General features: G+C 44.8%; 15 protein-coding genes. 4 read left to right on the top strand and 11 right to left on the bottom strand.

The window, feature by feature from the left end:
* Window positions 1–142 precede the first annotated feature (142 nt).
* Both BAE31_RS19635 and BAE31_RS08820 read left to right on the top strand, forming a co-directional pair.
* Window positions 143–286, top strand: a complete 144-nt coding sequence (locus tag BAE31_RS19635) for a YwzD family small protein (RefSeq protein WP_003214884.1) — start codon at window positions 143–145, stop codon at window positions 284–286.
* A gap of 116 nt (window positions 287–402) precedes the next feature.
* Window positions 403–1,722, top strand: coding sequence for a UDP-glucose dehydrogenase family protein (locus tag BAE31_RS08820; RefSeq protein ID WP_076840222.1), 1,320 nt, complete (start codon window positions 403–405; stop codon window positions 1,720–1,722).
* 33 nt (window positions 1,723–1,755) lie between these two features.
* Here BAE31_RS08820 and chrA read toward each other — a convergent pair whose 3' ends face one another.
* The 5 genes from chrA to alsS form a co-directional block, all read right to left on the bottom strand.
* A complete protein-coding gene (gene chrA, locus BAE31_RS08815; protein ID WP_237727557.1) occupies window positions 1,756–2,295 on the bottom strand; it encodes a chromate efflux transporter ChrA in 540 nt (179 codons plus the stop codon).
* Window positions 2,292–2,873, bottom strand: coding sequence for a chromate efflux transporter ChrB (gene chrB / locus BAE31_RS08810; RefSeq protein ID WP_081385828.1), 582 nt, complete (start codon window positions 2,871–2,873; stop codon window positions 2,292–2,294). The genes chrA and chrB overlap by 4 nt, the downstream gene beginning before the upstream one ends.
* A 16-nt stretch (window positions 2,874–2,889) precedes the next feature.
* The gene (chrS, locus tag BAE31_RS08805; RefSeq protein WP_024426311.1) at window positions 2,890–3,366 is read right to left on the bottom strand and encodes a chromate efflux transcriptional regulator ChrS; all 477 of its coding nucleotides are present in this window, start codon (window positions 3,364–3,366) and stop codon (window positions 2,890–2,892) included.
* 152 nt (window positions 3,367–3,518) lie between these two features.
* Entirely contained in the window at window positions 3,519–4,289 is a 771-nt protein-coding gene (gene budA / locus BAE31_RS08800; RefSeq protein WP_024423683.1) for an acetolactate decarboxylase, read from the bottom strand.
* A gap of 35 nt (window positions 4,290–4,324) precedes the next feature.
* The gene (gene alsS, locus BAE31_RS08795) at window positions 4,325–6,025 is read right to left on the bottom strand and encodes an acetolactate synthase AlsS (RefSeq protein ID WP_041108109.1); all 1,701 of its coding nucleotides are present in this window, start codon (window positions 6,023–6,025) and stop codon (window positions 4,325–4,327) included.
* Between the two features lie 150 nt (window positions 6,026–6,175).
* Here alsS and alsR point away from each other — a divergent pair, with 150 nt between their 5' ends.
* Window positions 6,176–7,063, top strand: a complete 888-nt coding sequence (gene alsR / locus BAE31_RS08790) for an acetoin biosynthesis transcriptional regulator AlsR (protein WP_041108107.1) — start codon at window positions 6,176–6,178, stop codon at window positions 7,061–7,063.
* A 59-nt stretch (window positions 7,064–7,122) separates the two neighbouring features.
* On the top strand, window positions 7,123–7,740 hold the full coding sequence (locus BAE31_RS08785; RefSeq protein WP_041108105.1) for a flavin reductase family protein: 618 nt from the start codon (window positions 7,123–7,125) through the stop codon (window positions 7,738–7,740).
* Window positions 7,741–7,776: 36 nt separating this feature from the next.
* Here the strand turns inward: BAE31_RS08785 and rbsB are convergent, their stop codons facing one another.
* Genes rbsB through BAE31_RS08755 form a run of 6 tightly spaced genes read right to left on the bottom strand, consistent with a single transcriptional unit; the run spans window position 7,777 to window position 13,410 of the window.
* Window positions 7,777–8,694 (bottom strand): ribose ABC transporter substrate-binding protein RbsB, encoded by a 918-nt coding sequence (gene rbsB / locus BAE31_RS08780; protein WP_076840220.1) that lies wholly within the window; start codon window positions 8,692–8,694, stop codon window positions 7,777–7,779.
* Between the two features lie 13 nt (window positions 8,695–8,707).
* The gene (gene rbsC, locus BAE31_RS08775) at window positions 8,708–9,661 is read right to left on the bottom strand and encodes a ribose ABC transporter permease RbsC (RefSeq protein ID WP_024423678.1); all 954 of its coding nucleotides are present in this window, start codon (window positions 9,659–9,661) and stop codon (window positions 8,708–8,710) included.
* A 1-nt stretch (window position 9,662) separates the two neighbouring features.
* Complete coding sequence (locus tag BAE31_RS08770; RefSeq protein ID WP_076840219.1) at window positions 9,663–11,144, bottom strand: sugar ABC transporter ATP-binding protein; 1,482 nt, start codon at window positions 11,142–11,144, stop codon at window positions 9,663–9,665.
* Window positions 11,145–11,159: 15 nt separating this feature from the next.
* Window positions 11,160–11,552, bottom strand: a complete 393-nt coding sequence (gene rbsD, locus BAE31_RS08765) for a D-ribose pyranase (protein ID WP_076840217.1) — start codon at window positions 11,550–11,552, stop codon at window positions 11,160–11,162.
* Window positions 11,549–12,427 (bottom strand): ribokinase, encoded by an 879-nt coding sequence (gene rbsK, locus BAE31_RS08760; RefSeq protein WP_076840215.1) that lies wholly within the window; start codon window positions 12,425–12,427, stop codon window positions 11,549–11,551. Before rbsK ends, rbsD begins: the two co-directional genes overlap by 4 nt.
* On the bottom strand, window positions 12,424–13,410 hold the full coding sequence (locus BAE31_RS08755) for a LacI family DNA-binding transcriptional regulator (protein ID WP_076840214.1): 987 nt from the start codon (window positions 13,408–13,410) through the stop codon (window positions 12,424–12,426). Before BAE31_RS08755 ends, rbsK begins: the two co-directional genes overlap by 4 nt.
* Between the last annotated feature and the right edge of the window lie 107 nt (window positions 13,411–13,517).

Genomic DNA, 13,517 nt, shown 5'->3' with positions numbered 1-13,517 from the left:
TAGCTCAATGGGGATTTATAAAAAAGTTTTTCATGAAAATGGTCATAAATTTCAAAAGCTGTCGAATGATGTAATAGAGTATTGCATAAACCAACCTTACAGCATATAATAATGAAATTAGTGGAATCGAAAGGATACAGACATGGATAATAAGGGTTTAAATCAAGAAGAATTTTTAAAGATTTTGATGTACGCTCATGATATTGGTGAAAATTCAAATGATGTCACAACAAAAGAAATGCTTGAAAATCTGATTGCTCATATTCGAAATGGTCTTGTTTCATAAAAGTGACCCCCTGCTAGTGATGGCAGGGGGTTTTTGTATGCTTTTAAGAATGGAATGAACGCTCCCGGCATACGATGTCATTACAAGCATAAGGAGTATGGGGAGCTGATGGTGTCATGAATATTGCGATTGCAGGCTGTGGGTATGTGGGGCTTGTGACAGGTGTGTGTTTATCGGAGGCAGGACATGATGTGGCGTGTATTGATATTGACCGCCGAAAGGTCATGCAGCTGAAACAGGGAACTCCCCCAATGTATGAGCCAGGGTTAAAAGAGCTATTGAAACGCAATCTTGAGCAGGGACGAATTCATTTTCACATAAATGGAGCGGAAGTCTACCCGCGGGCAGATGTGTTAATGATTGCAGTCGGCACCCCGCAGCAGGCAGATGGCCAAGCTGATTTACAGTATGTGTTTCAGGCTGCAAAAGAGATGGGCTTAAAAGCAAAGTCAGGGGCGATTCTTGTGGTGAAAAGTACGGTGCCTGTCGGAACGGGAGATCAAATCGATCAGTTGATCCATCAAGAATTAGGACGGAAGGAGCCACTAGCGATTGCATCTAACCCAGAATTTTTACGGGAAGGCTCTGCCATTTCAGATACATTGAGGGCGGATCGGCTTGTGATTGGAGCTGAAACAAAAGCCGTATTAGATCAGCTGGAGGACATGTATGCTGATTTCCACCTTCCAATGGTCAAAACAGACCGTAAAAGTGCTGAAATGATCAAGTATGCATCAAATGCATTTCTGGCGACAAAAATCAGCTTTATGAATGAGATTGCCTCCATTTGTGAAAAAACAGGGGCTGATGTTGAATGGGTGGCGCAGGGAATGGGGCTTGATCAGCGGATTGGTTCTTCCTTTCTCAGAGCGGGCATTGGCTACGGAGGCTCTTGTTTTCCAAAGGATACAAATGCACTTGTCCAAATTGCAGGGCATGTGTCCCATGATTTTGAACTGTTAAAGGCTGTGATTAAAGTAAATAATGAGCAGCGGACAGGTTTTATTCGAAATATTCAGGAGCGGCTGGGGGCAGCTATTGAAGGGAAGCGAATTGCGCTTCTTGGTCTGTCCTTTAAACCGAATACAGACGATATGAGGGAGGCACCATCTATTCCGATCGCTCATGAGCTCCATCAATTAGGTGCGGAGCTTGTGGCGTATGATCCTGTTGCTGCCCGGCATGCAGCTCGCGAGCTGCCGGATCAAGTTTTATTTGCTCAAACGATTGAGGAAGCGATCAAGGATGCCGATGCGGTCTGTCTATTAACAGAGTGGGCGGATATTCAGTCGTTTCCACTCGCTTCCTACAAGAAATGGATGAAGCGGCCGCTTATTTTTGATGGACGAAACTGTCATACACTTGAAGCGGCAGAACAAGCAGGGGTCGAGTATCATTCGATTGGGCGCAGATCAGTTTCTCCAATTTATATGTAAAAGAAAACCGATAACAGTGAATGTTATCGGTTTTTACGAATGCGGCAGAATGAATCCACCATATAAGAAAGCAGCCACAATAAGAAAGGCAGGGTGCAGCTTGAATTTGGTCATCAAGAAAAAGGAGATCGCAGCAATGGCGAGCGATTGCGTCCAGCCGATGGCTTTCACTGCATCTCCGCCGATTTCCCATGTTAATAAAAGCATCATCATCGCAATGACAGGCTGAACGGATAAGGTCATGCCTTTAACGACGGGAGATTGACGAAAGCGGTCAATCAGCTTGAGCAATAAAATCAGCCCAACAGCGGACGGCAGTACAGTGGCAAGCAGTGCCACGATAAAGCCTGGCCAGCCCAGGACGTCATAGCCGACATATGCTGCAATCTTCGTAGCGATTGGCCCCGGCAGTGCATTGGCTAAAGCCAGCATATTGGAGAATCCTTCGTTCGTCATCCAATGAAAATGATTGACGATTTCTTCATAATTGAGCGGGATAGATGCAGGACCACCGCCATATCCTAATAGATTGGATAAAAAGAATGCCCAGAATAAAAAGAGAATCAGGATCATGAAGACACTCCTTTCTCTTTATTTGACCGATTCCAATGATTTTTCAGTTTAAAATGAAAAGCGCCATAAAATAAAAAGATCATCACGATGATTCCTGGATGAATGGACAGCACTTGCAGTCCAATAAAGGCAAGAAGGAATAGAGCGACCCCGAAGATCATGCCGAAGCCTTTCAGCGCTTTTTGTCCAAACTCATATGCCATGATGCCGAGTAGCACGGCAATGACCGGGGTCACAGCACCTATCATATTTTGAATGATTTGTGAGGAGCTTAAAACGCTGACAAGTGTAACAAGGGCTACCATGGCGAGACATGTTGGTAAAATATGAGCAGCTGTTGCGACAATTGCGCCAGATACGCCCTTTAATCGATAGCCGAGGTATGCTGACATTTTTGTTGCGATCGGGCCTGGTAATGCATTGGCGATGGCGAGTGTTTCTCCGAATTCGTCATCGTTGATCCATTGATATTTCACCACCGCTTCATGGCGAATAAGCGGTATGACGGAAGGGCCTCCGCCAAAACCGAGAATCCCGGTTCGCACCATAGCGATAATGAGTTCGATATATGATTGCAAGTGGTTCAACTCCTGTCTACAATTTCATGCCCATGCGGCTTTTGTATCGTTTAATGAGCATTTGGCAGTCCACACTGACGACGCCTTCTAGCGGGTATAGCTTTTTTGTCAGGAAAGTCTCCATTTCCTGTTCATGTTGAAAAATGCCATGCATATGCAGCTTGCTTGGTCCTGTCATGTGATAAAGGCTTGTGACAGCCGTTTCCTTTTCTAGTTGAAGGGCAACCGCTTCTAAAAATTTCGGCTCTACCTCTACATTAAAGAAGACAGAGACATGAATGCCGACCTTCGCGGGGTTAATTACAGCGGTGAATCGTTCAATGACCCCTGCTTCAATGAGCTGCTGAATGCGGGCTTGTACGGCAACACGTGACAGACCGACCTGTTTGCCGAGATCTGTATAAGACATGCGCCCGTCCTCGTGTAATAGGGATAAAATTTGTTTATCTCTTTCGTCTAATGTTAGGTTTGGAATGCTATAGTCTTTTGACACCGTATAACCACCTTTCTTCTGTTGATATTCTATCATATTTTATTACGAATAGAATGTATAATTTGTTATTTGCTATCGAAAGGAAAATATTACGGGGTGAAAATCGTCTTTATGCATAAAAAAACACCCCGGGCTCACCGGGGTGACTTCATTTATTGATCTGGACTGCTTTCTGCACTGGCAATTTGCTGTGCAAGGTCAGCTCGATCAATGTCTGCTTGGAAGAATTCCTGCGTATTTGGCAGATGTAAATTCATATGGCGTTTTTGAGAAATGCGGATGGTGACTTGATCAACGGTGTAATCAAATACGTGTCCGCCAACACTTCGATCTTCATCAATAAAATGAAGATGATATCCACTCACCGCAATGCCGTGTGCATACTGCGGTGTACGGAAGCCTGCGATCGTACCTTGAATATCCTCAAAGTCGAAAATAGGCTGTGACTTGACTGCTTCTACCATTGGAACGTAAGGTTTTTCCTGTTTTTCAACCGTACGTGTTTGAACCTTTTTGAAAGATCCATCAATGCGGACCGCATAAAAGATATTCTTACTTGGTAAGATGCGGTCGATTTCTTCTTCCAGCTCTTTGGATGTCATAGGTGCATCAATTCGATGAACGATATCTGTTTCAAAGAATGCTAGAGAGCAGAATGGTGAATAATCTTGATTGGTGACCGGTGTCGCTGTTCCATCCGAGCGCAGCCGGTAGAATGCGCCGTCAAAGCCGATCAGCTCTCCATCTAATTGATTGAACGTACCGATGCCAAAATCACCGTGTTCAGGAATATGTGCGAGGGAGAAATCTCCATCATATACGGCTTCCAGCAGGGAGGTCATTGTCGATACTTGATAGACCTCTTGCTGTTTGTCATGCTGTCTTGTGTCATTCTGTTGATTCATTGGGTGCATCATACCCATAACCGCTCACTCCTTTAATGTAATGTATCGAAGTCTTATCTGACGTTCATTGCATGTTTCTTGCGAAAGACTTCTGGCCATTTTTGACTGGCGAGGTCAGGGTTGTCTTGATAGTCAATCGGAATATCAATAATCACGGGTCCTTCTATGTTTATACCCTTTTGAAGGACGGTTGAAAGCTCCTCAGGTGAGTTGACCCTTAGTCCAGTCGCTCCAAAGCTTTCCGCATATTTCACTAAATCGATCTGCCCGAATTCAACGCAGGATGTACGGTCATATTTCATTTCCTGCTGGAACGCGACCATGTCGTATGTGCTGTCGTTCCAAACAAGGTGAACGAGGTTTGTTTTCTTCCGGACTGCTGTTTCTAGCTCCATTGCGGAGAAGAGAAAACCGCCATCACCTGAGACCGAGATAATCTTTTCATCTGGATTCATGATAGAAGCCGCAATTGCCCATGGTAATGCGACGCCTAATGTTTGCATGCCGTTACTCACCAGGAATGAGTTCGGTTCATAGACGCGGAAGTGACGGGACATCCAAATCGCGTGAGATCCGATATCACACGTGACCTTCGTGTCATCAGGAATCAGACGTCTCAATGTATGAATGACATCCAGCGGGTGAGATCGATGACTTTCTCTTTCTGGTGTCTTTTCAATGTTGCTTAATAGCTCCTGTAATTCAGTGACTAATTCTATGTTCTCTTTGCTTAGAGAAAGGGGAACACTGTCATGCGCTAGATGTTTGACGGTTTCAGAAATATTGCCTACAAGCTCAAGCGCTGGCTCATAAAAATGGTCAATATCTGCCTGCATGTCATCAACATGGATGATCTGACGCTGCTGCGGCTGAAGGTTCCAATGCTTCGGATCATATTCAATTGGATCAAAGCCAATGGTCAAAAGGACATCTGCATGTTCAATGAGAAGATCACCCGGCTGATTACGGAATAAGCCGATTCTGCCTACATATTGAGACTCGAGCTCTCTTGAGAGAACGCCGGCTCCTTGGTACGTTTCAACAAATGGGATACCAAGTGTTTTTAATAATGCTCTTGTGGCATTTGCAGCAGCTGGACGACTAGCTTTCATTCCCACAATCGCAATAGGTAAGTGTGCATTTTGAATTTTGGCGATAGCCGAACTGATGAGAGCATCTGGTGCAGGACCTAATTCTGGAGAAGGGTGAGCAGACACTGGTGTTTGTGTGGTGTGTTCTGTCACGACATCTTGTGGAAAGCTGATAAATGCTGCTCCAGCCTGCCCTTTTTGTGCCGCGCGAAAAGCATTTGTTAATGCTTCTGGTATATTATGAACGTCTTGTACTTCAACGCTATATTTTGTGACTGGTTTGAATAATGCCGCATTGTCGAGTGATTGATGTGTTCGTTTCAGACGATCTGCACGAATGACGTTTCCAGCGATTGCGACAACAGGATCACCTTCTGTATTGGCTGTTAATAGACCTGTTGCTAAATTAGATGCACCAGGACCTGATGTGACGAGACAAACACCTGGTTTGCCCGTTAATCGTCCGACAGCAGCTGCCATAAAGGCTGCATTTTGTTCGTGTCTGCATAGGACAAGCTCTGGACCTCTGTCTTTTAATACATCAAATACAGCGTCAATTTTTGCACCTGGAATCGCAAAAACATGGGTCACACCTTGAGCAATCAGCGTATCAACAATCAATTCTGCTCCTCGTCTTGTTAGGGGTTGTGCTTGAGATTTCATTTACCCCGCACTCCTTTCGGCAAGTAAAATTTTTTATGAAAATATATTTTCATGATATGATTTACTATACATTTCATAAAATAAATTTTCCAATATATGTTTAACGTGGTTTTGATATGTTTCACGAATAAGTGTGTGAGGAGTGAAAGGATGGAACTGAGACATTTGCAGTATTTTGTCACAGTAGCGGAGGAGCTGCATTTTGGCAGAGCAGCCGCGCGGTTGAATATGACACAGCCTCCACTTAGTCAGCAAATTAAGCAGTTTGAGGAAGAATTGGGTTTTCCTTTATTTCACCGGTCGAAGCGGGTGGTGGAGCTAACAGCAGCTGGAAAGGTCTTTTTACATGAGGTTCGGGGAGTGCTGCAGCAGCTTGATAAAGCGGTTGATCATGCCCGTCATACAGCAAGAGGAGAGCTGGGGAAAATCATCATAGGTTTTGTTGGAACGGCAACATATGATATTCTGCCGCCCGTTGTACGTGAATTCAGGGAGCTGTATCCCTCTGTCAGTATTGAGCTGCAGCAGCTTTCTGTCCCGCAGCAGCTAGAAGCACTTTTAAATGGTGAGATTGATATCGGTTTTTTACATCCTACATCGCCGCATGAAGAGCTAGTTAGTCGTTTGATGAAGCAGAGTGAATGTATTTTTGCGATTCCAAAAAATCATCGATTGGCTCAAAAAGAGACGGTCACGATTGAAGATATCCGTCATGAACCGATTATTTCTTTATCACAGGAATCATGGCCGTCTCTTTATCAGCACTTTGTCCTGCTATGTGAAAAGTACGGGTTTTCTCCAAATATCGTGCAGGAAGCGGCGGAATATCAAATGATCATTGGCCTCGTCACAGCAGGAATCGGTATTGCAGTGATTCCAAAATCAGCCCGGCGTTTATTTAATCTGGATGTTGTATATCGGGCCATTGAGGATGAACAGCTTCTGGCGGAATGGACGATTTCCTATAGACGGGAAAATCATAATCCTGCTTTATTTCATCTTGTCCACCATATCCTGCATCGCACCGAGCTGGAATAAGAGGTATAGGGAACGGGTTATGGTATGATGTCGTTACATTAAAAGGAGGCGTTCCTGAATTGATTACATTGCAAATGGATCAGCTGTCACGAAAAGAGGCATATAAACTATTATCTGGATCTATCGTCCCAAGACCGATTGCATTTATTACAAGTCTGTCTAAAGAAAATATCGTCAATGCCGCACCATTTAGTTTCTTTAATGTCATCAGCGGACACCCGCCGCTCATTGCGGTTTCTATCGGACGACGTGATGGTCAGATGAAAGATACTGCGCAGCATATCATCGACAAGAAAGAGTTTGTCGTCCATGTGAGTGATGAAGACATGATAGAAGATATTAATGAAACAGCTGCTACATTGCCTCGGGAAGAGAGTGAGCTGGATCGCACCGGACTTCATCAAGTAGAGAGTCATGTCATTTCAGTGCCGGGAATCAAGGAAGCGCGCATTCGTTTTGAATGTCAGCTGGAAAAACATCTGACCTTTCAAAATGATGAAGGGGAGATCACAGTTGATCATATCATTGGCCGGGTTGTATGTGCACATTTAGATGAGGCTGTTTATGATGCAGAAAAAGGCTATGTTTCTACTAATGAACTGAAACCAGTCGCTCGCCTAGCAGGTAATGATTATGCCCATTTAGGCACGTCATTTGTGCTGAAAAGACCACAGTAATAGGAAAACCCCCGAGGGAAATCGGGGGTTTTCTGTTTATTTCTTCTGTTCTAGTTTGAGTGGAGCTGCGATGTTCTTTTGTACCTTTTTCCCTTTTAATACATCGTTTGCAGCACCGACTGCCAGTTGACCGATCAGCTCTGGCTGCTGCGCAACCGTTGCAGAGAGCTTTCCTGCTTTAATTGAGCTGAGTGCATCTTCGTTTCCGTCAAAGCCAACGACAAGAATGTTTTTCCCAGAGCTTTGAATCGCTTCTAGTGCGCCAAGTGCCATTTCATCATTGTGGGCAAAAACGGCTTTGATGTCAGGGTTTCCTTGAAGGAGGTTTTCCATGACATTCAGTCCTTTTGTCCGGTCGAAGTCAGCAGCTTGTTTTGCTGTCACTTTTAAATCTTTATCCGCTATTTGATGGAATCCTTTTCCACGCTCACGTGTAGCGGAAGCGCCTGGTACGCCTTCTAATTCAGCGACTTTTGCTCCTTTGCCAACCTTGTCAATGATAAAGTTAGCTGCCATTTCTCCGCCTTTGACGTTATCTGAGGCGACAAGTGCTTCTACCTTTCCACTTTCGGCTGAGCGGTCTAATGTGATGACAGGTATATCTGAAGCGTTTGCTGATTCGACAGCGGTTGATATGGCAGATGAATCCGCTGGGTTGATGAGCAATGCGTCGACGCCTTGCTGAATAAGGTCTTCTACATCACTTGTTTGTTTAGCTGAATCATTTTGTGCATCTGCAATCACGACTTCAATGCCTAGCTTTTTCGCTTCTTTTGTCACACCGTTTTTCAGAGAAACGAAGAATGGGTTATTTAACGTCGAGATCGACAGCCCAATTTTGATGTCTTTTTTCTTGCCATCCTTTGATGACTTGGCCCACTCCGGCGGTTCAAGTGAGCAGGCAGAAAGCATGAACAATGAGAGAGTCAGGATGAGAATAAGATATTTTTTCATAGCGGCTGCCTCCTTAAGCAGATTTCTTTCTGTCTAATAGGACTGCAATCAAGATGACAATCCCTTTCACAACAGATTGATAGAATGATGAAACGCCAAGTAAGTTCATACCATTGTTCAGGACACCGATAATGAGTACCCCGATGAGTGTGCCGACAATTCGACCTCTTCCGCCGGACAGGCTTGTCCCGCCAAGTACGACGGCAGCAATGGCATCAAGCTCATAGGATGTACCAGCTGTTGGCTGCGCTGAATTTAGGCGAGATGTTAAGATCGCACCTGCTAAGGCAGACATGAAGCCTGCTAATGAATAGATCATAATTTTCACGCGCGGTACTTTGATTCCTGAGATGAGAGCCGCTTTTTCATTCCCGCCGATGGCATATGTTCTTCTGCCGAAAGGTGTTTTATGAAGCAGTACCCAAAGTACGATAAAGGTGAGAAGCATCGTGATCGCTGGAACAGGAATGCCTAAGAAATATCCGCGGCCGAATAACTGAAATGCATAGTTAGAGCCAAGCCCAGTAATCGGGTTTCCGTCTGTATAAACGAGTGTCAAACCTCTGAAAATTGTCATCGTGGCAAGCGTTGCGATAAATGGAGCCATCTTGCCTTTTGTGATTAAAAGACCGTTGATCATCCCAAGAACGGCACCGATGATACAGCCGACGATAATGGCTAAAATCGGATCCATGCCAGAAACGATAAAGCCGGCAGTCAGGGCACTGGACAGTGCAAGAATAGCACCGACTGATAAATCAATACCTCCAGTTAAAATAACAAACGTCATGCCAAAGGCAATGAGGGCATTAATGGAGATTTGTCTCAGTAAGTTTAAGATGTTTAATGGCTCTAAAAAGGCCGGGTTTAAAATAGAAACAATGGCGACAAGGATGATGAGTCCTAAGAATGGCCCAAGCTTTTGCATGATGTGATCAAATCGTCCATTTGAAGTAAGTGGTTTCATGTTACTTCCCTCCTGTAGCTAGTGTCATAATTCGTTCCTGCGTTGCTTCTGCTTTGTCTAATTCTCCGCTGATGGCTCCTTCATGAATGACGAGCACTCGATCGCTCATCCCGAGTATCTCTGGGAGTTCAGAGGAGACCATTAAAATGGCAACGCCTCGATCGGTCAGTTCATTCATTAACTGATAGATTTCTCGTTTCGCTCCGACGTCGACACCTCGTGTCGGTTCATCTAAAATCAAGACCTTCGGCTGTATGCCGATCCATTTGGCAATGACGACTTTTTGCTGATTTCCACCAGACAGGCTTCGGGCAGAGATGTCAGAGGAAGCGGTTTTAATCGTCAGTCTTTTAATGAGCAGGTCGACAAAATCCTGTTCTGTTTTCTTATCAATCAGTCCCTTTGGAGAGAAGCTTTTTAAGTTTGGCAGACCGATGTTTTCTCGGATGGATGCATCAAGCATCAATCCTTCATCCTTGCGATCCTCTGTGATAAAGCCGATGCCGAGCTTGACGGCATCACTTGGTTTTTTAATAACAGCCTTTTTTCCATGAACCCAGATTTCTCCTTGGTCAAGAGGATCGAGGCCAAACAGTGACCGCATCATTTCGGTCCGGCCAGCACCCATTAAGCCTGCAACACCGACGATTTCTCCAGCCTTAACTGAGAAGCTGATATCTTGAAATTGTCCTTTTCTCGTTGCTTGTTTCACCTCAAGGACAATGTCTCCTGTAGAAGGCGTTCGCTCAGGATATCGATCTGTCAATTCACGGCCGACCATTTTTTTGACGACTTCATGGAAATTCGTTTCAGGTATGGCTTTCGTATCGACCGTTTTCCCATCACGCATGATCGTAATCCGGTCACAGATTGCAAAGATTTCCTCCATACGGTGAGAAATATAGACAATGGAAACGCCTTCTTTTTTGAGAGATTCAATGACCTGGAAGAGCTTCTCGATTTCCCGTTCCGTTAGAGCTGCTGTCGGCTCATCCATGATGATGACCTTCGCATCGGTCATTAATGCTTTTGCAATCTCAATCATCTGTTTTTGTCCAACAGAACAGCTGCCTGCCTCTTGTTCAAGTGAGAGATTCACAGACAAACGGTCCAGCTGCGTTTGGGCGAGGGTCTTCATTTTCTTAGTATCTAGCAGTCCGAGTTTCGTATAGATTTCTTTCCCGATGAATAGGTTCTCCAAGACGGTCATATCCGGCCATATGTTGAGCTCCTGATGAATGAAGGCGATGCCGTGCTGCTCCGCTTCCTTCGGATTTTTGAAAGCGGTTTCTTTTCCGTCGATTTGTATCGTTCCTTGATCTAAAGAATAAAGACCTGTAAGCAGATTCATTAAAGTTGATTTTCCCGCACCATTTTCACCCATGAGTGCGTGGACTTCACCTGTGACGAGGTCAAAGGAGACCCCGGAGAGAACGGTGTTTTTTCCAAAAGCCTTATGGATGTTATGCATCTCTATGTTCATATCTGGCTCCTCCTTTTAAAAGATGACACCGGCATGAAGAATGCAGTTTGCGTATGGGGTGGCTTCACCCGTTCGAATGACTGCTTTTGCCTGTTTGGTCATGTCTTTGAACGTCTCGTGGTCTACTTCATGTAATGGATTTGAGAGCGCTTTCTTGAGAAATAAATGATCTCGTTCATTGGCTTCTTTGATTTCACTAGCTACAGTGATGTTTTCAACGGCCATTTCCTGAAGAAGGAGGGAGGTGACCTCCTGAAAGGATGGTGTGCCGATTGATAACGCCAGGTCGATTTTGACTGGACCTTCTGGGATAGGGAGACCACAGTCTGCGATGACGATTGTATCTGTGTGGCCAAGGTCAGCAAGCACCTTGGCGATATGGCTGTTTAGGATGCCGTTTTTTTTCATTTCTTTTTCTCCAATTCTTCTCTTGTTGGCATGCCGCCTTGTGCGCCAAACTTTGTGACGGACATTGATGCGGCAAGATTGGCAAAGGCAAGTGCGTCATAGAGGGATTTGCCTTCTGTTAGAGCGACAGCCAAGGCTCCGTTAAAGGTATCACCAGCTCCTGTTGTATCGACTGCTTCGACAGGAACGCCTGGAACCAACACTTCTTTCGTTCCATCAAAATATCGAACCCCATTTTTTCCTTCTGTGATCAGTAATTTGTTAGGGTATTGACGCAAGGCATCTCTGGTTGGCAGCCCATCAAACATCAGAACAGCTTCATGTTCATTCGGTGTAATGTAAGCAGCCTGATCTAAAACCTGCTTCGATACTTTACGGGCTGGTGCAGGGTTTAAAATGACAGGGATTTCTTTTTCACTGCAAATGGTGCAGACCGCTTCGACCGTTTCTTCAGGTATTTCCTGCTGGATGAGAACCATCCCAATATCATCAATTGTAGAAAGAGCATCACTTACATAGTCAGGAGTGACCTCGTCATTTGCCCCTTTGACCACAACAATGCTGTTATCACCTTCTGCTAAAATGATATGAGCTGTGCCGCTCTCCATTTCGGTAACCGGTTTCATATATGAGGTACGGACACCTTGTGCTTGTAAATTGCTAAGAATATCATGGCCATAAGCGTCATCACCAACTCGGCCGACCATATATACATCTGCACCGAGTCTGGCGCTTGCGACTGCCTGATTGGCACCTTTCCCGCCTGGGACCGTTTTAAACGATTCGCCTAAAACTGTTTCACCGGCATTTGGCCGTTTATCTGAAGTGACGACTAAATCCATTGAACAGCTTCCTACTACAACAATATGACTCATTGTGAATCCACCTTTCTTGTGGTCTCTCGTTCAATAAAAGAGACGGGCATTTGAATAACTGGTTGATCTATCGGTTGTTTCTGAATCGCTTTGATTAACAGCTGTGCCGCTTCTTTTCCCATCTCATAGGCGGGCTGCCTTATGGTCGATAAGGAAGGGAAGAGCAACTCACTTTGCGGAATATCATCAAATCCAATGATTTGAACGTCTCCTGGAATCGCTTTTCCGATTCGAAGCGCTTCATGGATGACCGCTGTTGCGACGATATCATTGCTGGCAATGATTCCATCTGTTTCAGGGTACAGCTGGAAAAGGGCCTTGGCACTTTTTCGGGCTTCTTGAAAGGAAAAGGAAGCATTAGACATCACATGAAAGTCGACACCTGTTTTCGTGAGAACATCGAGTGCGCCTTTGAATCGCTGCCGCGCTGTTTGCAGATGGGCAGGTCCTTTTAACAGTGTGATCTGCCGGCTGCCGCGTCTGATTAATTCCATTGCCGCCATTTTCCCGCCAGCTGCAGCATCTGCAAAAACAGAAGGTGCATGTGGAACCGTTCGATCTAAAAACACAACAGGTAGATCATCATCATTGTATATATCTGACTCAGGTTCATTTGTGACCGCGATGACACCGACTACTTGATTTTGTTTAAAGGTTTGTAAGTATGCCATTTCTTTCTCTCGATCTTCATCACTGTTTCCGAATAATAACCGAAAACCGTGCGCATGAATCTCATCCTCAACGCCTCTAGCAAGCTGAGGAAAGAAGGGGTTTGTGATATCAGGCAAGATTAAGCCGATTAAGCGTGATTCTCTTTTGAAAAGGGATCTAGCCACTTCATTGGGAAAGTAGTTCAACTCCTGCATCGCTTGCGTCACGCGGGTTTTCGTATCTGAATGAACATATCCAGTATCATTGAGCACGCGTGAAACAGTGGCAACAGACACTTGTGCAGCTTTTGCAACATCTTTAATTGTAGCCAATGGAGAGCCTCCCTTCATAAATGTGTAACCGTTTACACACATAGATTATCACGAAAGCATCAAAATGACAATCTAAAAAAAATAAAAAAAGAAAAGAAAGAAGGCTT

Source organism: Bacillus sp. I-2 (assembly GCF_001974945.1).
In the GTDB taxonomy this organism is placed as follows: Bacteria; Bacillota; Bacilli; order Bacillales; family Bacillaceae; genus Bacillus; species Bacillus safensis.
The sequence above is the reverse complement of the archived record's forward strand: the minus strand, read 5'-3'. Positions and strand labels throughout refer to the sequence as shown.

Bases quoted from the DNA above. Each gene is read 5' to 3' on its own strand.
- BAE31_RS08770 (WP_076840219.1), bottom strand. From the start codon at position 11,144: ATGAACATAGAGATGCATAACATCCATAAGGCTTTTGGAAAAAACACC.
- rbsD (WP_076840217.1), bottom strand. From the start codon at position 11,552: ATGAAAAAAAACGGCATCCTAAACAGCCATATCGCCAAGGTGCTTGCT.
- rbsK (WP_076840215.1), bottom strand. From the start codon at position 12,427: ATGAGTCATATTGTTGTAGTAGGAAGCTGTTCAATGGATTTAGTCGTC.
- alsR (WP_041108107.1), top strand. From the start codon at position 6,176: ATGGAACTGAGACATTTGCAGTATTTTGTCACAGTAGCGGAGGAGCTG.
- BAE31_RS19635 (WP_003214884.1), top strand. From the start codon at position 143: ATGGATAATAAGGGTTTAAATCAAGAAGAATTTTTAAAGATTTTGATG.
- BAE31_RS08820 (WP_076840222.1), top strand. From the start codon at position 403: ATGAATATTGCGATTGCAGGCTGTGGGTATGTGGGGCTTGTGACAGGT.
- rbsC (WP_024423678.1), bottom strand. From the start codon at position 9,661: ATGAAACCACTTACTTCAAATGGACGATTTGATCACATCATGCAAAAG.
- budA (WP_024423683.1), bottom strand. From the start codon at position 4,289: ATGGGTATGATGCACCCAATGAATCAACAGAATGACACAAGACAGCAT.
- rbsB (WP_076840220.1), bottom strand. From the start codon at position 8,694: ATGAAAAAATATCTTATTCTCATCCTGACTCTCTCATTGTTCATGCTT.
- alsS (WP_041108109.1), bottom strand. From the start codon at position 6,025: ATGAAATCTCAAGCACAACCCCTAACAAGACGAGGAGCAGAATTGATT.
- chrA (WP_237727557.1), bottom strand. From the start codon at position 2,295: ATGATCCTGATTCTCTTTTTATTCTGGGCATTCTTTTTATCCAATCTA.